General features: G+C 66.9%; 19 protein-coding genes. 9 read left to right on the forward strand and 10 right to left on the reverse strand.

Annotated elements, in window-relative coordinates:
- The first annotated feature begins 55 nt into the window (after positions 1-55).
- The 5 genes from P8A18_RS27220 to P8A18_RS27235 all read left to right on the forward strand — a co-directional run bounded on the left by P8A18_RS27220 (position 56) and on the right by P8A18_RS27235 (position 2,968).
- Positions 56-940, forward strand: coding sequence for a hypothetical protein (locus P8A18_RS27220; RefSeq protein WP_306058607.1), 885 nt, complete (start codon positions 56-58; stop codon positions 938-940).
- Positions 934-1,314, forward strand: coding sequence for a ribonuclease domain-containing protein (locus P8A18_RS34370; RefSeq protein WP_371933719.1), 381 nt, complete (start codon positions 934-936; stop codon positions 1,312-1,314). The genes P8A18_RS27220 and P8A18_RS34370 overlap by 7 nt, the downstream gene beginning before the upstream one ends.
- Positions 1,315-1,354: 40 nt before the next feature.
- A complete protein-coding gene (locus P8A18_RS27225; RefSeq protein WP_306058609.1) occupies positions 1,355-1,645 on the forward strand; it encodes a barstar family protein in 291 nt (96 codons plus the stop codon).
- Between the two features lie 84 nt (positions 1,646-1,729).
- Complete coding sequence (locus P8A18_RS27230) at positions 1,730-2,101, forward strand: RHS repeat-associated core domain-containing protein (RefSeq protein WP_306058611.1); 372 nt, start codon at positions 1,730-1,732, stop codon at positions 2,099-2,101.
- 69 nt (positions 2,102-2,170) lie between these two features.
- Positions 2,171-2,968: a tetratricopeptide repeat protein gene (locus P8A18_RS27235; RefSeq protein ID WP_306058613.1), complete on the forward strand. Its 798-nt coding sequence runs from the start codon at positions 2,171-2,173 to the stop codon at positions 2,966-2,968.
- Between the two features lie 28 nt (positions 2,969-2,996).
- On the opposite strand, the gene P8A18_RS34460 is transcribed toward P8A18_RS27235, so the two are convergent.
- Positions 2,997-4,063 (reverse strand): IS630 family transposase gene (locus P8A18_RS34460; RefSeq protein ID WP_445978199.1). Its coding sequence is split into 2 segments (ribosomal slippage): positions 2,997-3,617 and positions 3,620-4,063, totalling 1,065 coding nucleotides; the frame shifts between segments, so codons are not numbered across the junction.
- A 453-nt stretch (positions 4,064-4,516) separates the two neighbouring features.
- Between P8A18_RS34460 and P8A18_RS27250 the strand changes: the two genes are divergently transcribed.
- A complete protein-coding gene (locus P8A18_RS27250) occupies positions 4,517-5,470 on the forward strand; it encodes a hypothetical protein (protein ID WP_306058617.1) in 954 nt (317 codons plus the stop codon).
- A gap of 71 nt (positions 5,471-5,541) precedes the next feature.
- Here P8A18_RS27250 and P8A18_RS27255 read toward each other — a convergent pair whose 3' ends face one another.
- From P8A18_RS27255 to P8A18_RS27265, 3 genes are all read right to left on the reverse strand, one after another.
- The gene (locus P8A18_RS27255) at positions 5,542-6,210 is read right to left on the reverse strand and encodes a nucleotidyl transferase AbiEii/AbiGii toxin family protein (RefSeq protein WP_306058619.1); all 669 of its coding nucleotides are present in this window, start codon (positions 6,208-6,210) and stop codon (positions 5,542-5,544) included.
- 5 nt (positions 6,211-6,215) lie between these two features.
- Positions 6,216-6,608 carry a hypothetical protein gene (locus P8A18_RS27260; protein WP_306058622.1) on the reverse strand — a complete coding sequence of 131 codons (393 nt, stop codon included), beginning with the start codon at positions 6,606-6,608 and terminating at the stop codon, positions 6,216-6,218.
- Positions 6,609-6,738: 130 nt separating this feature from the next.
- Positions 6,739-8,268 (reverse strand): helix-turn-helix domain-containing protein, encoded by a 1,530-nt coding sequence (locus tag P8A18_RS27265; RefSeq protein WP_306058624.1) that lies wholly within the window; start codon positions 8,266-8,268, stop codon positions 6,739-6,741.
- A gap of 214 nt (positions 8,269-8,482) precedes the next feature.
- Between P8A18_RS27265 and P8A18_RS27270 the strand changes: the two genes are divergently transcribed.
- Complete coding sequence (locus tag P8A18_RS27270) at positions 8,483-9,148, forward strand: MOSC domain-containing protein (protein ID WP_371933720.1); 666 nt, start codon at positions 8,483-8,485, stop codon at positions 9,146-9,148.
- 289 nt (positions 9,149-9,437) lie between these two features.
- A complete protein-coding gene (gene acnA, locus P8A18_RS27275) occupies positions 9,438-12,152 on the forward strand; it encodes an aconitate hydratase AcnA (RefSeq protein ID WP_306058626.1) in 2,715 nt (904 codons plus the stop codon).
- Positions 12,153-12,240: 88 nt separating this feature from the next.
- Here the strand turns inward: acnA and P8A18_RS27280 are convergent, their stop codons facing one another.
- Entirely contained in the window at positions 12,241-13,143 is a 903-nt protein-coding gene (locus P8A18_RS27280; protein ID WP_306058628.1) for an FG-GAP repeat domain-containing protein, read from the reverse strand.
- Between the two features lie 140 nt (positions 13,144-13,283).
- A complete protein-coding gene (locus P8A18_RS27285) occupies positions 13,284-14,135 on the reverse strand; it encodes an FG-GAP-like repeat-containing protein (protein WP_306058630.1) in 852 nt (283 codons plus the stop codon).
- 269 nt (positions 14,136-14,404) lie between these two features.
- On the opposite strand from P8A18_RS27285, the gene P8A18_RS27290 reads away from it, so the two are divergent.
- Entirely contained in the window at positions 14,405-14,665 is a 261-nt protein-coding gene (locus tag P8A18_RS27290; RefSeq protein WP_306058632.1) for a GlsB/YeaQ/YmgE family stress response membrane protein, read from the forward strand.
- A 75-nt stretch (positions 14,666-14,740) separates the two neighbouring features.
- On the opposite strand, the gene P8A18_RS27295 is transcribed toward P8A18_RS27290, so the two are convergent.
- The 4 genes from P8A18_RS27295 to P8A18_RS27310 are packed head-to-tail and all read right to left on the reverse strand — an operon-like array spanning position 14,741 to position 19,190.
- Positions 14,741-16,120: a GH1 family beta-glucosidase gene (locus P8A18_RS27295; RefSeq protein WP_306058634.1), complete on the reverse strand. Its 1,380-nt coding sequence runs from the start codon at positions 16,118-16,120 to the stop codon at positions 14,741-14,743.
- Between the two features lie 8 nt (positions 16,121-16,128).
- Positions 16,129-16,983, reverse strand: a complete 855-nt coding sequence (locus P8A18_RS27300; protein ID WP_306058636.1) for a carbohydrate ABC transporter permease — start codon at positions 16,981-16,983, stop codon at positions 16,129-16,131.
- Positions 16,984-16,988: 5 nt separating this feature from the next.
- A complete protein-coding gene (locus tag P8A18_RS27305; RefSeq protein WP_306058638.1) occupies positions 16,989-17,948 on the reverse strand; it encodes a carbohydrate ABC transporter permease in 960 nt (319 codons plus the stop codon).
- A gap of 12 nt (positions 17,949-17,960) precedes the next feature.
- Positions 17,961-19,190: an ABC transporter substrate-binding protein gene (locus tag P8A18_RS27310; protein ID WP_306058640.1), complete on the reverse strand. Its 1,230-nt coding sequence runs from the start codon at positions 19,188-19,190 to the stop codon at positions 17,961-17,963.
- Positions 19,191-19,425: the final 235 nt, after the last annotated feature.

Consider the following 19,425-nt stretch of genomic DNA (forward strand, 5'->3'; position numbering starts at 1 on the left):
GATCCTCAGTCTCCCGACACGGGTCGAGACCGTCGCGAAGTCCTGCAGCGCGCCCGTGGACCGTTCCAAGGATGTACTGACCGATGTCCGCTCGGCCTACGACAAGGCCGACTACGGTGTGGCGCCCAAAAGGGGCGACGCAACAGCCACGGCAGCGCTGAAGAGCCACGACGGCACGAAGGCGACGTACCTCGAAGCCGGAGCCACATTCGACGTCTACGGCCGCCAGCTGACCGCGACCGACCTGACCGCCAACGTGACGGTCATCGGCGACGAAGCCCCTGTCCGCACCGCACGTAGCGACGGCCGCATCACCACGACCGCCTACACCCCCACGACCGGCTTCGCCGCGCAGACGAAGGTGACCACGCCGCCTGCCAAGGCGTCCGACGCAACGACGGCCCAGGTCACCACCACGGACATCGATCCGGCACGGGGAGCCGTTGCCAAGCAGACCGACACGAACAACAACGTCACCGAGTACGCGCACGACGCACTGGGACGCACCACCAAGATCTGGGCTGCTGATCGCCGCAACACGCAGACTCCCACCCAGGAGTACGTCTACACGATCGTTGAGAACAAGCCGGTTGTGATCGCGACGAAGTCGCTCAACAACACCGGTGGACAGATCACGTCCTACCAATTGCTCGACGGATTCCTGAGAGAGCGCCGGACCCAGGCCCCCGGGCCCGACGGCGGCAACACCACGGAACTGCGCCAGCTGCACAGCCGTTCCGCTGACGCCGCCTACGACAGCACCACCTACCACTACACACCGCGCAACGAACTGGACAAGGTCACCGACCCCGCCGGAAACCACTGGACGTACGCATACGACCAGCCCGGCCGGCAGATCTCAACGACCGACCCCGACCAGGGCACCACGGACACCACCTACGACGACCGCGGCCAGGTATTCACGCCTACTACGTGCTAGCGGGTGCTACGCCGGTACTCGTCCATAATTCCACATGTACTCGATACGGTGGCGCTCTTGCGGCCGCTGAGGCAGCAAATCCATTGATCGAGAGTCTCCGCGCTACGGGTAAGTTGCCCAACAATTATGTGACCAAGGAAGCGGCCGGCGCCTTTGGCTGGAAAGCTGGAAAGGAGCTTGGGAACCACCTGCCCGGCGCTCAAATCGTTGGAAACATCTACGAAAACTCCAACGGGCGGCTGCCGAGTGCTGGTGGGCGGACTTGGTATGAGGCCGACGTGGGCCTGACCAACACGATGAAGCGGTCTAAGCAACCGGGGACGCGGTTGGTCTATTCGAGCGATGGGCTCGCTTACGTAACCAGCGACCACTAATAAAAGCTTTTATCAGTTGCCTAACTGGAGATGAGGGTGTATGAGGATCGAAATTGACGGCGCAGCAATCCGCTCCGAGGCGGATCTGCACGAGTTCCTTTCGAGGGCCCTTGATTTCGGCCCTTACTATGGGGCCAACCTGGATGCTTTGTGGGATCGGCTGTCGACGGACGTTGAGCGTCCCGTCGATGTAATCTGGAGGGAGGCGGATTTCAGTAGGAGAGTGCTAGGGGAATCCGAGTTCGCGAAGATTCGTGACCTTCTGCTGCGTGTGCAATCGCAGGATGAGTCCATCGGATGGCCCGACCGTTTCACGGTGACATTCGCGTAGCGGGCCGGGAGCCCTGCCGAGACGTACTTCGGTAGGGCTCCTGCTGTTTTATAACTACGTAAGTGGTCGGGCACAAAGGGGTTTGTGGGCGGCATCGATGACACTTCGATCACCGGTCTGATTCACCTAGGAGGGCGGGAATATGATCCAGAGGTCGGTCGATTCCTCTCGGCGGATCCCCTCCTCAATCTGACAAAGCCGCAATCGCTTAACGGGTACTCCTATGCGGAGAACAATGCGGTGACGTTCTCTGACCCCACGGGTCAGGCGAGCACCTGCTCGTCGAACTGTGGCGGAGAGCTTCTATTCAAGGAGTCACACGCTGCGCCCGACTTCAACACAGGAGAGACGTGGGAGGAAAAGTACCCGTGGGAAACATCTAATTATGACTACTACGCAGAAGATGGGATGTACTGGGCGATCGATCCGTCTGGCCTATATACATTCCGTCCGTGACACCGATTTGATGTAGCGGGGTGTGCCCTTGATATTATCGGGTGCACCCCGCTTGTATATTGCAGAAATATGGTGATGAAAGTGGTTGAATTGGAGAATCTTCTCCTAGTCGCGCGTCGCGTGCTGGATGGAATGAGGAAAGGGAGTGCTGCCGCTGCAAATGAAATGCGCCGCATGATTCCGGAGCTTCAGCGTGCGGCAGACTCGGGTGATTCTGAATTTCAGGAATTGATTGGCGGCATCGCTCTTGAATACCTTAAGGACTATGGGACTGCGTATTACTACTTGCGTGCAGCCGCTGAATCGGGCAACGCCTCGGCTCAACGCGGTCTGGCCTTTATGTTGTTCGAAGGTCTTGGTGTGCAGAAGGACAAGCGGAAGGCGGTGAAGCTTTTTGAGGCTGCCGCGGAATCGGGGGATCGGGCGGCTAAGTTCAACCTGGCTGGAGTATTGCTTCGCGGCGATGATGCAACCAGAGATGAGGAAAGGGCTGTCAGGCTTTTGCGGGAAGCGTCGGATGCCGGGATGGATGCGGCTTCGCGGCAGTTGGGAGAAATTGCGCTCGCGGAGAATGATTACTTTGAGGCTAGGAAAGTCTTGAGTTTGGCCGTTGGGCAGGGCTCGTATCGCGCGCTAATGAATTTGGGTATGATGTGTCGTGACGGAATTGGGGGTGACGTGGACCGGGTGCAGGCGTTGACTTGTTTTCTGAAGCTTTTGGATGTGGGAGACGGGGATGGTCTTCACGAGGCACATGCGATGGTGCCAGAAATGACAGATCAAGAAGTCAAGGAAGCGGCTCTAAAAGCTGGGCGGGTGAGCGAGGGTGGTGTCCTCATTGGCAACCGCAGGAAGTACAGCTACTGAGGTTGAACTCGTGATGTCGTGTCGTTGCTCAGGTGGGTCGGATGGTCAGGCCCGTCTCGGTGAGGCAGCCGTCGAGGAGGTGGCTGCGGTACTGGATGTGCCGTAGGCCGCGCCGGACGGTCTGGGCGAGGTGTTCGGGGGTGCTGAAGGCGACGTTGGAGAGCCGGCCGCGTCGCAGGAGCGACCAGATCCCTTCGACGGGGTTGAGGTCGGGGGCATAGGGCGGCAGGTAGTAGATGGTCAGCCAGTCCCGGGCCTCGGCGAACTCCCGCAGGCCGGCGGCCTTGCGCACGTTGAGGTTGTCCCAGATGAGTACGATCGGGCCGTCGAGCTGCTGGTGGGCTGCGATCAGCAGGTCCCGGTAGTCGCGCCAGGAGAAGCTCTTGCGACCGTCACGGTCGCCGTCGTCGCGACGGAGCCGGTAAATCAGCCTGGACCGATGGTCGGGTTTGTAGCAGGTCAGCGCGGCGATCGATATCCGTCTGCGAGAACGGCCTCGGACTCGCACCACCCGAGTCCGGCCGCGCCGGGACCAGGTCTTCGCCTGCGACGGCGTCATGGAGAAGCCCGCTTCGTCCTCGAAGACCAGCCAGGCTCCACGGGCCGCCGCTAGCCTTCCGCGCAGGGCCACACCTCCTTGACCCACCCGGCCACCGCATCGTCGTCTCTCTCCATGGCGCGGCGGGCCGGGACCTGGCACGACCAGCCGTTACGCACCAACAGCTTGCGTACGCCCTGGATCGTGTACGTGAGATGGAAACGACGGCCGATCACCGTCTTCACACGGCCCAGAGTCCAGCGCTGGTCCTCCCAGCCATGCGCGGCCGGCCCCTTGGCCAATTCCGCCTCAAGCTGAGCGAACTGCTTCTCGTTCAGCCTCGGCAGCGACGCTGGACCCTGCGACCGCAGGGACCGCGGACCGCCCCCGGCCCACGCATGACGCCATCGCTGGACCGAGCGCACACTGACCCGAAGATCCCTGGCAATCGCCGTACTGCCCTCGCCCCGAGCGAACCGCTCTGCTGCCCGGAGCCGTAACTCCTCGCGGGACTGCTGCCGTTCGGCGGTCAGCCCGCCCCCTTGTGGATACCGCATACCTCCGGTGATACCGCAGCCATCGGCCAGACGTCACCCCCTACGACACCACCAGTTCAATCTCAGTAACTCACTCTCCACGAAACCCGGGGCTTGGCACTTCGGCATGTGCTGGTGAACCGCCTAGCGGCTGGTCGCTCAGAAGACGTTCCCGTGTCCCACAGTTCGAATTGGCTGGCACCACCGAGTGCGAACCGTGGTTCTTCTCAGTGTTCTGGGCATTGAGGAGCGCCCGGTCTTCGCTGACGGGGTTGCGCTCACTCTCTTCGAAGACTGACCTCACCCTCGCCGTGCCGGCATTCGCGAATGCCGGCACGGCCCCTGAAACAACTTGCGAAGGAGTCTGTTCATGCCTACCTGCCTCGCCATTTGCGGGACGTCGATCACCCTCACTCCTACGGCGACTCCCTCTCAGAGGCTCAATACCGGCCTACCGCTCTGTACGAGGAAATCGTGCGGCCTGCGTGCGAACGGCTCGGCCTGACATTCCTGCGAGCGGATGAACTCGCGGGGGCAGGCCTGCCCAGGGACCAGGTGCTGCGGTTGTTCGCCGAGGCGGATGTCGTCATTGCGACTCTCGACGGGCCGGATGCGGAGCTCTCCTTCGGGCTGGGGATGCGCCACGCTCTCGGTCGGCGCACGGTTCATGTCGTGGACGGAACCAGCCACTTCGCGGGCTTTGGAACGATGCACCGTATGTCGGTGTCTTCGCTTCGCGGTGATGCCGACAGCGCTCGCCAGCAACTGATCGATGTACTGGCGGAGGAGACGCAGCGCGCAAGAGCTGCCTCCGCACTGCCGACGACGGCGGTTGCCCGGCACAGTCCGGGGGTGACAGAGGAAGACACCGGGGATGGTCCCGGACTTTTCGATCTCATTGTCGAAGCCGAGAGCCAGATGGAAGCACTTGGTAGCAACGTGGCAGACGTGGAAGCTGCCATCACCGACCTTGGTGAGGTGACTGGAGTAGTCATGGAGGACATGGCTCGTGTCAGCCATCCCGGAGCGTCGATGAGCGCCAGGATGGCTGTCTTGAACCGGTTGGCCAAGGCCATTGATGGGCCGGTAGAGGACTTGGAGGTTGCGGCCGAGCGCTTCGCGGAGCGTATGGGGGTCAGCTTCGCCGCATTCAAGGCATTCCTGGAATGGGCGTCCAGCACGCCGCGTTCCGAATGGCCGGACGACGCAGAGGAGCTGTTGGACCAGGTGGCGACAGCTGATTGGGACGTGCAGAGTACAGCTGCTTCCTTCCAGGAAGGGATGGCGCTGATCAATGCGCTGGGCGTCGCCAGCCGTAATCTGCGCAGCCCGAGCCGCCGTATCATCCAGTCCTTTCAGACCATTTTTCAGAGCACGGCCGTAGTGGCTGAGCTGCAGGCAATGGCTGCGGCCCTGAAGGAATCCTGAGCTCCAACGATCCCAAGGCCGCGTCGGGGCCGTCAGGGCGGTTTGTCCTGGCGGTCCTCGACCCCTCGTGGTCAGTTGACGTCCGGATCGTCTGCCTCTTCGAGCAGGCGCGCCGCGAGGTCATCGGCCCACTCCAGGGCCCAGGTACGAAGAGCGGTGATGGTGGCGTCATCGAGTCCGTACGCGGCGAAGGCCTCGTCGTCGGTCCACTCCGCGCCAGTGAGATTCGCCTGCAGGTCCTCGCGCTCGAAGCGGCCACGGGCGTGGCGCCGGCCGAAGTCCTCAAGATCCGCGTTGGACCAGCGGCGGGAGGCCGCGAACACGTCGATCAGATCGCGCGGCGCCCCCCGGTCGCCGAGGGCACGGACCTTCGTCCCGATCACGTCCTCCTCAGCGAGGACGGGCCCGTACCGGCTCTGCGATACCGGCCGCGAAAAGATCTCCTTGAGGATGTCGACCTCGCAATCCTGACCGGTCGCAGGGTCGGTCACCGTGAAGCGGGCGGACAACGGGGCGGTCTCAAGCGCCTGCACCTGCCAGCCCCGGGATTCCAGGCCGGCACACAGCGTGGTCGCGATCGCGGCCATGGGCGCCGGATTCTCGGTGGCGACATCGAGGTCCTGGCTCGGCCGGCTCACCAGGCGGTGTGCCCGGACGGCGTATCCGCCGGTGAGGACGAGCGGATACGGAGAGCCCAGCGCGATCACGTCCGCCAGAAGCCGAGTGTGCAGCTCCGGCATGTCCGTCACGCGGCTGTCCGGGCGCGGGACGCGAGCTGAGGGAAGGAGTCTTCCCATACGGAGCGCACGGTGCGGCCGACGAGGGTGCGGAGTACCGGCCACATCTGAAGGAGCAGATCCCGGTTGATGTACTTCGCGAGGTCGTCGCGCAGACCCTCGTGCAGGACCGTGCGGTACAGCCCCATGCGTTGGCGGGGCTTGCCCATGTCGTACGAGGTCATCCCCGACCAGGCCACATGCGACGGCAACTGCACGACCCCCCGCACCGGGCCGTGCAACTCGTCCAGCGTCTCGGGCAGACGTCGCCGGAACTTCTCCCGGTACAGGGCGAGATCCTCGGCGTCCGCGCCCGCGAGCCTGCTGGGCGTCGACGCGGGGGACTGTGGGTCGGTGGGCATGCGTCCATTATGGCGTCCGGAGAGCGGCAGTGGCCGAAAGGCTCACGGCGCCGACCCGCAATCGCGCCGAGTCCTGGCCGACCGCCGCGCGCCCCTGGCCCGCTGGGCAGCGCGCGGCAGCCCCCGCCCCTCAGATATCCCGGAAGATCTCGATCTGCGCCCCCACCGAGTTCAGCCGCTCCGCCAGCTCCTCGTAGCCCCGGTTGATCACGTACACGTTGCGCAGGACCGACGTGCCCTCCGCCGCCATCATGGCGAGCAGGACCACCACCGCCGGGCGCAGGGCCGGGGGGCACATCATTTCGGCGGCGCGCCAGCGGGTCGGGCCCTCGACCAGGACGCGGTGGGGGTCCAGGAGCTGGAGGCGGCCGCCCAGGCGGTTGAGGTCGGTGAGGTAGATGGCGCGGTTGTCGTAGACCCAGTCGTGGATCAGGGTCTGGCCGTGCGCCGAGGCCGCGATGGCCGCGAAGAACGGGACGTTGTCGATGTTGAGGCCGGGGAACGGCATCGGGTGGATCTTGTCGATCGGCGCCTCCAGTTTGGAGGGGCGGACCGTCAGGTCGACCAGGCGGGTGCGGCCGTTGTCCGCCGCGTACTCCGGGGTGCGGTCGCAGTCGACGCCCATCTCCTCCAGGACCGCCAGTTCGATCTCCAGGAACTCGATCGGCACCCGGCGGATCGTCAGCTCCGACTCCGTGACGACGGCGGCGGCCAGCAGGCTCATCGCCTCGACCGGGTCCTCGGACGGGGAGTAGTCCACGTCCACGTCGATGGAGGGCAGGCCGTGGACGGTGAGCGTCGTCGTGCCGACGCCCTCCACCCGTACGCCCAGCGCCTCCAGGAAGAAGCACAGGTCCTGGACCATGTAGTTGGAGGAGGCGTTGCGGATGACCGTGGTGCCGTCGTGACGGGCGGCGGCCAGCAGGGCGTTCTCGGTCACGGTGTCGCCGCGCTCGGTCAGCACGATGGGGCGGCCGGGCGTGACGGAGTGGTCGACCCGGGCGTGGTAGATGCCCTCGGTCGCGGCGATGTCCAGGCCGAAGCGGCGCAGCGCGATCATGTGCGGCTCGATCGTCCGCGTACCGAGGTCGCAGCCGCCCGCGTACGGCAGCTTGAACGCGTCCATGCGGTGCAGCAGCGGGCCGAGGAACATGATGATGGAGCGCGTGCGGCGGGCGGCGTCGGCGTCGATGGCGTCCATGTCGAGCCGGGCCGGCGGGACGATCTCCAGGTCGGTGCCGTCGTTGATCCAGCGGGCGCGCACGCCGATGGAGTTGAGCACTTCGAGGAGGCGGTAGACCTCCTCGATGCGGGCCACCCGGCGCAGCACCGTACGGCCCTTGTTGAGCAGTGAGGCGCAGAGCAGCGCCACGCAGGCGTTCTTACTCGTCTTGACGTCGATGGACCCGGAGAGCCGTCGTCCTCCGACCACGCGCAGATGCATGGGGCCGGCGTAGCCGAGCGACACGATTTCGCTGTCGAGTGCTTCACCGATGCGGGCGATCATCTCAAGGCTGATGTTTTGATTGCCGCGCTCGATGCGGTTCACGGCGCTCTGGCTGGTTCCGAGCGCCTCGGCAAGCTGGCTCTGTGTCCAGCCCCGGTGCTGACGGGCGTCACGGATGAGCTTGCCGATACGTACGAGGTAGTCATCTGACATGTCGGCAGGCTATCTCAGATATGAGATGGCACTCGGGTGGGGGTGTGCCGTTCGGGTGAGAGGTGGGTGTGGCGGAGTGCCGGATGGGGGCGCGGAGGCGGTTGGGGAGGTGGGCGCGGAGGAGGCGCGGAGGGGTTGGGGAGGGGGTGCCGCGAGCCGGGGCCGGCGGAAATCCTGTCGACCCCGGCCGGTGTGGCTCATAGGGTCCCGCTCCATGAAGTCCCACGGCATGAAGGTGCTCTCCGTCAACATCGGCCGTCCCCGCCCCAATCCGTGGAAGGGGCTGAGCGCGACCGGCATCGACAAGCGGCCGGTCGACGGTCCGGTCGCGGTGACGGCTCCCGGGCCCAAGGGCACCGGAGCCGTCGGGCTGGCCGGTGACCGGGCCTACGACGTGAAGCATCACGGTGGCACCGACCAGGCCGTCTACGCGTACGCGCGCGAGGATCTCGACGGCTGGGAGGGTGAATTCGGCCGGCCGCTCACGGGCGGGGTGTTCGGCGAGAACCTGACCACTCTCGGGGTGGAGGTGAACGGGGCGCTGATCGGTGAGCGGTGGCGGATCGGGCCGGACGTCGTCCTGGAGGTGTCGTGTCCGCGGATTCCGTGTGCGACGTTCCAGGGGTGGCTGGCGCGGGAGGGATGGCTCAAGCGGTTCACGCGGGCTGCCCTGCCGGGTGCGTATCTGCGCGTGATCGAACCCGGCGAGATCCGCGGCGGCGACCCGCTGGAGATCGTGCACCGGCCCGCCCATGAGGTGACCGTCGCGATGTCGTTCCGGGCGATGACCCTGGAGCCGGAACTGTTCCCGCTGCTCGCCGTCGCCGACGCGCTGCCCGAGGAGACGAAGGAGCGGCTTCGCCGACGCACCTCTCTGTAGGGCCATCCGAGTGTCCGTGCGGCGGGCGAAAGCGCAGGGGAGCGCTGGTGCCGTACCCGGATGCGCGGCGCACCAGGGCGCCCGGACATGACCCGTCAGCGGTCATGTACTAGAGTTATCTCGACATCGAGATATATGCCGAAGGCGCACAGCGGGCCGCACGCGGTAAGGGTTACCTAACTAATCCTTACCTTAGCGGATGGCCCGGTGGTCCGAGGCGGCACCACGCGGCGCCCGCCCTGGTGAGGCGCGGCGCGGAGTTACGCGCACATTGATGAAGGAGACTGTCGTGTCGGCGAACAGCTTCGACGCCCGCAGCACGCTGCGCGTGGGCGACGAGTCGTACGAGATCTTCAAGCTGGACAAGGTCGAGGGCTCCGCCCGCCTCCCTTACAGCCTGAAGGTGCTGCTGGAGAACCTGCTCCGCACGGAGGACGGCGCGAACATCACCGCCGATCACATCCGGGCCATCGGCGGCTGGGACTCCCAGGCGCAGCCCAGCCAGGAGATCCAGTTCACGCCGGCTCGTGTGATCATGCAGGACTTCACCGGTGTGCCGTGCGTGGTGGACCTCGCCACCATGCGTGAGGCCGTCAAGGAGCTGGGCGGCGACCCGGCGAAGATCAACCCGCTGGCCCCGGCCGAGCTGGTCATCGACCACTCCGTCATCGCCGACAAGTTCGGCACCAACGAGGCGTTCGCGCAGAACGTCGAGCTGGAGTACGGCCGCAACAAGGAGCGCTACCAGTTCCTGCGCTGGGGCCAGACCGCCTTCGACGAGTTCAAGGTCGTCCCCCCGGGCACCGGCATCGTCCACCAGGTCAACATCGAGCACCTGGCCCGCACGGTCATGGTCCGCAACGGCCAGGCGTACCCCGACACCCTCGTCGGCACCGACTCGCACACCACCATGGTCAACGGCCTCGGGGTGCTGGGCTGGGGCGTCGGCGGCATCGAGGCCGAGGCCGCGATGCTCGGCCAGCCGGTCTCCATGCTCATCCCGCGCGTCGTCGGCTTCAAGCTGACCGGCGAGCTGCCGGCCGGCACCACCGCCACCGACCTCGTGCTGACCATCACCGAGATGCTCCGCCAGCACGGTGTCGTCGGCAAGTTCGTGGAGTTCTACGGCGAGGGCGTCGCCGCCACCTCGCTCGCCAACCGCGCCACCATCGGCAACATGTCGCCGGAGTTCGGCTCCACCGCCGCGATCTTCCCGATCGACGACGAGACGCTGAAGTACCTGCGCCTGACCGGCCGTGACGCGCAGCAGGTCGCGCTGGTCGAGGCGTACGCCAAGGAGCAGGGCCTCTGGCTGGACCCGGCCGCCGAGCCGGACTTCTCGGAGAAGCTGGAGCTGGACCTCTCCACGGTCGTCCCCTCCATCGCCGGCCCGAAGCGCCCGCAGGACCGCATCATCCTCGCCAACGCCAAGGCGCAGTTCGCCCAGGACGTCCGCAACTACGTGGACTGCGTGGACGAGGCGGGCAAGGAGTCCTTCCCGGCCTCCGACTCCCCGGCCATCGGCGCCGCGGGCCCGACGAACCCGGTCCCCGTCACCGCCCCCGACGGCACCACGTACGAGCTGGACCACGGCGCCGTCACCGTCGCCGCGATCACCTCCTGCACCAACACCTCGAACCCGTACGTCATGGTCGCCGCGGCGCTCGTGGCGAAGAAGGCGGTCGAGAAGGGCCTGACCCGCAAGCCGTGGGTCAAGACCACCCTCGCCCCGGGCTCGAAGGTCGTCACCGACTACTTCGACAAGGCGGGCCTGACCCCGTACCTCGACAAGGTCGGCTTCAACCTCGTCGGCTACGGCTGCACCACCTGCATCGGCAACTCCGGCCCGCTGCCGGAGGAGGTCTCCAAGGCGGTCAACGAGCACGACCTGGCCGTGACCTCGGTGCTCTCCGGCAACCGCAACTTCGAGGGCCGGATCAACCCGGACGTCAAGATGAACTACCTGGCGTCCCCGCCGCTGGTCGTCGCGTACGCCCTCGCCGGTTCGATGAAGATCGACATCACCAAGGACGCCCTCGGCGTCGACCAGGACGGCAAGCCGGTCCACCTCTCCGACATCTGGCCCTCCGAGGCCGAGGTCAACGACGTCGTGGCGAACGCCATCGGCGAGGACATGTTCAACAAGTCCTACCAGGACGTCTTCGCGGGCGACGCCCAGTGGCAGGCGCTGTCGATCCCGACCGGCGACACCTTCGAGTGGGACTCCGAGTCCACCTACGTGCGCAAGCCCCCGTACTTCGAGGGCATGACCATGGAGACCTCGCCGGTCGAGGACATCACCGGCGCCCGGGTCCTGGCCAAGCTGGGCGACTCGGTCACCACCGACCACATCTCCCCGGCCGGTGCGATCAAGGCCGACACCCCGGCCGGCAAGTACCTCACGGAGCACGGCATCGAGCGCCGCGACTTCAACTCCTACGGCTCGCGCCGTGGTAACCACGAGGTCATGATCCGCGGCACGTTCGCCAACATCCGCCTGCGCAACCAGATCGCGCCGGGCACCGAGGGCGGCTACACCCGCGACTTCACCCAGGCCGACGGCCCCGTGTCGTTCATCTACGACGCCTCGCAGAACTACCAGGCCGCCGGCACCCCGCTGGTCATCCTGGCCGGCAAGGAGTACGGCTCCGGCTCGTCCCGCGACTGGGCGGCCAAGGGCACCGCGCTCCTCGGCGTCAAGGCCGTCATCGCCGAGTCCTACGAGCGCATCCACCGCTCGAACCTCATCGGCATGGGCGTCCTGCCGCTCCAGTTCCCGGAGGGCCAGACCGCCGAGAGCCTCGGCCTCACCGGCGAGGAGACCTTCTCCTTCACCGGCGTGACCGAGCTGAACGACGGCACGACCCCCCGCACGGTCAAGGTCACCACCGACACCGGCGTGGAGTTCGACGGCGTCGTCCGCATCGACACCCCCGGCGAGGCGGACTACTACCGCAACGGCGGCATCCTGCATTACGTGCTCCGCAGCCTGATCCGCAAGTAGGGATCAGCGGCAGTACGACGAGAGGGCCGCATCCCCGGCGACGGGGGTGCGGCCCTCTCTCATGCTCCGGGAAGAGCTGCCGTGCGGATCAGAACAGGAACTTGTAGCTGTTCCAGCCGCTCGTGCCGATCTTCTTCTTGGCCTTGTACGGGGCCGCGGCGTTGCCGGTGCCGCTGTACAGGTACAGCTCGCCGCCCTTGCGGGCGATGAGGTCGGTGCGGCCGTCCAGGTCGACGTCACCCGTGGAGATGAGGCGGTCGTACTGGTTCCAGCCGCTGCCGATCTGGGTGCGCTTGGCGAACGGCGCCTTCTGGTTGCCGGTGCCCTTGTACAGCCACAGGACGCCGGACTTGTCGCGGGCGACGACGTCGTTCTTGCCGTCGCCGTTCAGGTCGCCGTTGCCGGCGATCTCGCTGTAGATGTTCCAGCCGTAGCCGGCCTTGATGCGCTTGGTGACCGTGCCGTCGCCGTAGCCGAGGTAGACGTAGAGGTCGCCCTTGGTGTCCACGGCGAGGATGTCGCCCGCTGCCGCTCCGCCGATCTGGCCGGGGGAGACGATCTTGTTGTAGGTGTTCCAGCCGTAGCCGATCTTGACCGACGACGAGTCGAACTTCAGGTAGCCCATGTCCCCGTTGGTCTCACGGAACCAGAGACCATCGCTCTTGCCGTCGACCTGGTTGTCGACCTGCATCATGGCGCTGACGCCGACCCAGCCCGAACCCGAGACCTCGCGGGCGCTCAGGCCGCCCTTGCCGTCCGGCGAGTAGGAGTAGGCCGTGCCCGCGGAGTTCACGCCGTACAGCGCGAACGACGGGGTGGCGGCGGCGGCCGAGACAGCTGCCGCCGGCTGGTCCGCCGCCGCGCCGAGCGACGGCTGCGGGGCGTCCGCGGCCACCGCGGAGGTGCCGGTGGCGACGAGGGCGGCGGTGAGCGCCGCGGCTGCCGCGCGAGCGGCTGTGCGTGTGTAGTGCCGGCCAGTGGTTTTGGCCACAAGTACTCCATGGATCGTGAAGTGGGACGTGGCCCGCCGCACGGCGGCGGGCCACCGATTCAGCCGAATCGTGTCACGATTTCGGGCGCGAAACCTTCACGTTTCGTCATGAGTCTGTAACCGCGTGGTTGTCGCCGCGATCAGAAGAAGAGGTTGTACGTGTTCCAGCCGGAAGTCCCGATGATGGCCTTGGGCTTGTACGGGGCCGCTGCCTTGCCGGTGCCCGCGTACAGGTACAGCTCGCCCTTGGCGTTGCGGGCGACCAGGTCCGTGATGCCGTCCATGGTGAGGTCGCCGGCGGCGAAGATGGTGTTGTACTGGTTCCAGCCGCTGCCGATCTTGGTGCGCTTGGCGTACGGGTCGTGCTGGTTGCCGGTGCCCTTGTACAGCCACAGGACGCCGGACTTGTCGCGGGCGACGAGGTCGTTCTTGCCGTCGCCGTCCAGGTCGCCGTTGCCGGCGATCGCGGTGTAGATGTCCCAGCCGTAGCCGACCTTCAGGCGCTTGGTGACCGTGCCGTCGCCGTAGCCCAGGTAGAGGTAGAGGTCGCCCTTGGTGTCGCGGGCGAGCAGGTCGCCGCCCTCGGCGCCGCCGAACTGACCGACCGAGACCAGGGTGTTGTAGATGTCCCAGCCGTAACCGATCTTCTTCGCGGCGGAGTTGCCCTCGTAGTAGTAGATGTTGCCCGAGGTGCCGAGCTGCCAGCGGCCGTCCGCGATGTTGTCCGCGTTGTTGTCCACCTGGCCGACGAACTTGAGGTTCGTCCAGCCGGTGTCGATCTTGACGCGCGACGAGAGGGTGCCGTCACCCTGCGGCGCGTACGTGTAGGCGGTGCCGGAGCTGTCGACGCCCGAGAGGGCGAACAGCGGCGCGTCGCCCGGCTCGGCGGCAACGGCGGCGGACGCGCCGGCGGCGACCAGAGCGGCGGTTATCGCGGCGGCGGTGAGACGGGTGGCGGCCCGCCCGGTCCGACGGCCAGAGATCTTGGCCACGTGTGTTCTCCATGGATGGTGGGACGAGGCGTGACGAGCCGCGGGATACGGGGACACGCCACGGAATTGAGGGTGATCCTTTCACGAGTCCCTCACGTGTCCAAGGGTTTGGCGAAATGACGCCAACGCTACATCTTCGCCCCGGTATGCGGACGTTGCCGCGGCCCCGGACCCCCGCGTTCGTACCGAAGTGCGTACCCGCGCGTGGGCGGGGCAGATGGTCGGTAGCTTCCGAAAACCCGTCGGACAGCGGAAGAAGAGGAGTTGTCGTGTCATTTCTGTGGGCCATCATCGCGGGACTCGTCATCGGCCTGCTGGCCAAGCTCGTCGTCCCCGGCCGCCAGCCCATCCCCCTCTGGCTGACGATCCTCCTCGGCATCGTCGGTGCCCTCGTCGGCAACGCCCTCGCCAGCGCCTTCGGCGTACGTGACACCGCGGGTATCGACTGGATCAGGCACATCTTCCAGATCGGTGTCGCCGCCGTCCTCATCGCCCTCGTCAGCCCCGCGTGGGTGCGACGGCGCGGCTGAGCGGCCGTACGACGACGCCCTGCCCGCCGCGGACCGCGGCCGGCAGGGCGTCGTCGTGCCCGCTTCCCTCCGGGGTCAGGACCGGTGGGAGGCGATCAGCCCCTGATACCAGCGGTAGCTGTCCTTCGGGGTGCGTTCCTGGGTGTCGTAGTCGACCCGGATGATCCCGAACCGCTTCGCGTACCCGAGCGCCCACTCGAAGTTGTCCAGCAGCGACCACACGTAGTAGCCCCGCACATCGACACCCGCGTCCATCGCCGCCCGCAGCGCCGTCAGATGCGTACGCAGGTACTCGACGCGGTCCGCGTCGCGCACCGCCCCGTCCGGCTCCACGGTGTCGTACTCCGCCGAGCCGTTCTCCGTGATGTGCACCGGAGGCAGCGCGTCCCCGTAGGTCTCCTTCAGCGCCGTCAGCAGATCGGTGAAGGACTCCGGGACGACCGGCCAGCCCATCGCCGTCGTGCGCACGTCCGGGTACGAGGTCTCGCGCAGCCGGTTGTCCGTCGCGACCCGCAGCGCCGGGTCGGGCTCGCGGTGCGGGGCGTCGGCGACCACGATCGGGCGGTAGTAGTTGATGCCGAGGAAGTCCAGCGGCTGGGATATCAGCTCCAGATCGCCCTCGCGCCGGAAGTCCTGCCCGGTGATCAGCTCGCCCCAGGTCTCCTCGTCGCTCGCCGGGTAGCGGCCGGCCAGGATCGGCTCGGTCCACACCAGGTTGTGCTGGGTGTCCGCGCGGAGGACCGCGGCCAGGTCGGCGTCCGAGCCGGTGGCCGGGACGTTGCGGTCCAGGTTGAGGGTGATGCCCGCCTCCCGGACACCCGCCGCCCGCAGCTCCTTCATCGCCAGGCCGTGGCCGACGAGCAGGTGGTGCGCGGCGGCCAGTGCGCCGCGCCCCTCCTTCGCGCCCGGTGCGTGCCGGCCCACCGAGTAGCCGAGGAACGCGCTGCACCACGGCTCGTTCAGGGTGATCCAGCGCGGCACCCGGTCGCCCAGGTGCTCCGCCATGATCGCCGTGTACTCGCCGAACCGCTCGGCCGTCTCCCGTACCCGCCAGCCGCCCCGGTCCTCCAGTGCCTGCGGCAGGTCCCAGTGGTAGAGGGTGGCGGCCGGCTCGATGCCCGCTTCGAGGAGTTCGTCGACGAGCCGGGAGTAGAAGTCGAGACCCTTGGGGTTCACCGCGCCGGAGCCGTCCGGCTGGACACGGGACCAGGCGATCGAGAAGCGGTACGAGCCGACGCCCAGCTCGCGCAGGAGTGCCACGTCCTCCCGGTAGCGGTGGTAGTGGTCGCAGGCGACGTCGCCCGTGTCACCGCCGTCCGTCTTCCCGGGGGTGTGGCTGTAGGTGTCCCAGATCGACGGGCCGCGGCCGTCCTCCTGCGCGGCACCCTCGATCTGGTAGGAGGCCGTGGCCGCGCCGAAGACGAAGCCGGGCGGAAACACGGGGAAGTCAGTCATGGAAACCCTTACTTGACCGAGCCGCCGGTGATTCCGGCGGCGATGTACTTCTGGGAGAGCACGAGCAGGACCGCGGCGGGGATCGCGGACAGCACGGACGCGGCCATCACCGAACCCCAGTCGCCGACGTGGGCGCCGATGTACTGGTAGATGCCCAGGGTGATCGGCTTGACGTCGTCCGTGGTGTTCAGGGTCAGCGCGAACATGAAGTCGCTCCAGGCGTACAGGAACGAGAACAGCCCCGCCGTGATCAGGGAGTTGCGGCTCATCGGGAGCACGACCCGCACGAACGTACGGAAGCGCCCGGCGCCGTCGACCTCGGCGGCCTCGATGACCTCGCGCGGGATGGCGACCATGAACGACCGCATCAGCACGATCGCGAAGGGGATGCCGAGGGAGGCGTCCGCCAGCATCAGACCGGCGTACGAGTTGACCAGGCCGAGGTCCACGTACGCGCTGTACAGCGCGTTGGCGATGACGATGCCCGGCACCATCTGGGTGATGAGCGTGCCGAAGACGATGGTCCTGGTGCCGCGCAGCTTGAACTGGGCCAGCCCGTAGGCGGCGGGCGCCGAGATCGCCAGACAGATGGCCACCGCGCCGAGCGCCACGGCCAGCGAGGTCAGCAGGTTGCCGCCCTGGTCGCTGAGGGCCGAGCGGAAGCCGGACAGGTCCAGGCCGTGCGGGACGGGGCTGACCTCCAGCAGCCCGGACTCGGGCTGGAGCGCGGTGTTCACCATCCAGTACAGCGGGAACAGCATCACGCACAGCACCAGGATGCCGAAGACCATGGCGCCCCAGCGCCGCTTCGGCCGGCCGGTGGGACGGGTGGGGGCGGCGGGGGTACGCACAGTGCTCGCCATGCCGGTCACTTCCCCTCGTTGCGGTTGGCCCGCAGGTAGAACACCGCGAAGACGGCGGAGATCAGGATCAGGATGTTGCCGACCACGGCACCGGCCCCGAAGTCCAGCTGGACGAAGGAGTTCTGGTACGTGAGGGTGCCCAGGGTCTGCGTGGAGTCGGCGGGACCGCCGTCGGTGAGCGCGAGGATCAGGTCGAGGATCTTCACCGTCGACATGAAGCCGAGCACCAGCACCACGGTGATCACCGGCCGCAGCATCGGCAGCGTGATGGAGCGGAACGTCCGCCAGGCGGATGCGCCGTCCAGCGAGGCGGCCTCGTACAGCTCCTTGGGGACCTCCTGGAGACCGCCGTAGAGGATCACCATGTTGAACGGGATGCCGATCCAGATGTTCACCAGGATCACCGAGATCAGCGCCATGCTCGTGCTGGTCAGCCACGGGGTGTCGCCGCCGGCGCCGATCGTGCCGAGGAACGAGTTGAGGACGCCGGTGTCCTGGTCGAGGATGCGCCGCCAGACGACACCCGAGACGACCATCGGCACCAGCCACGGCAGCAGGATCAGCGACCGGAGGATGCCGTTGAGGGGGAAGCGGCGGCTGAAGAAGACGGCGAGGCCGAGGCCGATGCAGAACTGCCCGATCAGGGAGCCGATCGTGAACAGGATGGTGTGCCACAGGGCCTTGCCGAAGAGCTCGTCGTTGAAGACGTTGCTCCAGTTGTCCGTCCCGTTGAACGGGGACTCGCCCGTGAAGAACGTGGACGGCGAGTAGTCCTGGAAGCTCATCACGATGTTGCGGACGAGCGGGTACCCGAAGAAGAGCGCCATGAACACGACGGCGGGGGCGATGAAGCCCCACTGGGCGAGCCGCCTGCGGCGCCGTATGCGGGCCGGGTTCGGCGGCTTGGCCGCCTTCTTCGCGACGGGCGCGGCGCCTGCGGCCGCGGAAGCGGTGGTGGTCGACATGGTTCGGATACCTCAGTTCCCGCTCGTCGCGCGCTTCTGGGCCCGCTTGAGGGCGGTCTCGCTCGGCTCACCCGTCAGGGCGGACTGGAACGCGCTCTGGAGCGCGAGGGAGACGGACGACCACCGCGCGCCGAGCTTGGCGGTACGCGAGCGGGCCGTGGCGACCTGGTCGGCGAGGGCCGCCAGCTCCGGCGCCTTCGTGCGCCACACGGCGGCGGCCTTCTCGTTGGCCGGGACCATCCAGCTGTTGATCGCGTAGGTGATCTGCTCCTGCTCGCCGGCCATGCAGCCGATGATCTTCGCGGACATCTTCTCGCGCTCGCCGTCACCCGTGTTGGGCACGGTCAGCACGCCGCCGCCCAGCGGCCCCACCGAGTCGTCGCCCGCCTCCGGGACCGGGATCTGGGCGATGCCCCAGTTCAGGCCCTTCTTGGAGTTCAGGGTCTCGACCTGCCACGGGCCGTTGATCATCATCGCCGCGTTGCCCGCCATGAACTGGTCGTTCACATCGGCCTGGGTCCAGTTGACCGTCGACTTGGAGAGCGAGCCGTCCTTCAGCAGGCTCTTCCAGTAGTCCAGCGCCCCGGCCACCTCGGGGCTGTCGAGCTTCGTCTCGTCGCCGCCGTTGGACCACATGAACGGGGTGAACTGGAAGACGCCGTCCTCGGCGCCGCCCGCGCTGAGCGCCAGACCGTACCGCTTGCCGTGGGTCAGCTCCTTCGCCGTCTCCCGCATCTCGGCCCAGGTGGTGGGGACCTTCAGACCGGCCTTGTCGAGCGTGTCCTTGTTGTAGAACAGCGCCAGCGTGTTCACGGTGCGCGCGGCCCCGTAGTACGTCCCCTCGTACGAGCCGAAGTTCACGATCCCCTCGGGGATGTCCCGCGTCGACAGGCCGAGGTCCTTCAGCGGGATCAGCCCGCCCGCCTCGGCGAACGTCGGCATCTCGGAGGCGTCCAGCTGGAGCACGTCGGGAAGCGACTTGGACGACGCCATCCGCAGGGCTTTGGTCATCACCTGCGAGGCCGGGACGCTCTGCTGCTCGATGGTCACCCCGAGCTGCTTGCCGCACCGTGCCAGGGTCTGGGCGTCCCAGCGGTGGTAGGACTCGTCGGTCGAGGAGTTCAGGACCGTGTACACGTCCGGGTCCCGCTGCTGGCCGCAGCCGGACAGGACCACGCCGCCTATCAGCGCGGAGACGACCGTGAGCGGGACGGCGACCCCTGGGGTGAAGCGGTTCGACATTCTGCTGCCTCTTGTCGGCAAGGGCCCGGACGGCTGCGCTGCCGTCCGACCGATTTGTTTGCTGCCAGTACTAATACGGCATGTCGGCGTTCGTTTCTAGACCATCCTGGTGACACCCACGTCACATAGGGGCAACATGCCCGCTCGCAGGGGGTCCCGAGGCTCCGGTTCGGGTGGATTCATAGCCTCCCCAGGGTGAATCGAAGCGCTTCGAAAACTATTTGTTTTGTGTACG

Origin of the sequence: Streptomyces sp. Mut1, assembly GCF_030719295.1 — a bacterium.
In the GTDB taxonomy this organism is placed as follows: Bacteria; Actinomycetota; Actinomycetes; order Streptomycetales; family Streptomycetaceae; genus Streptomyces; species Streptomyces castrisilvae.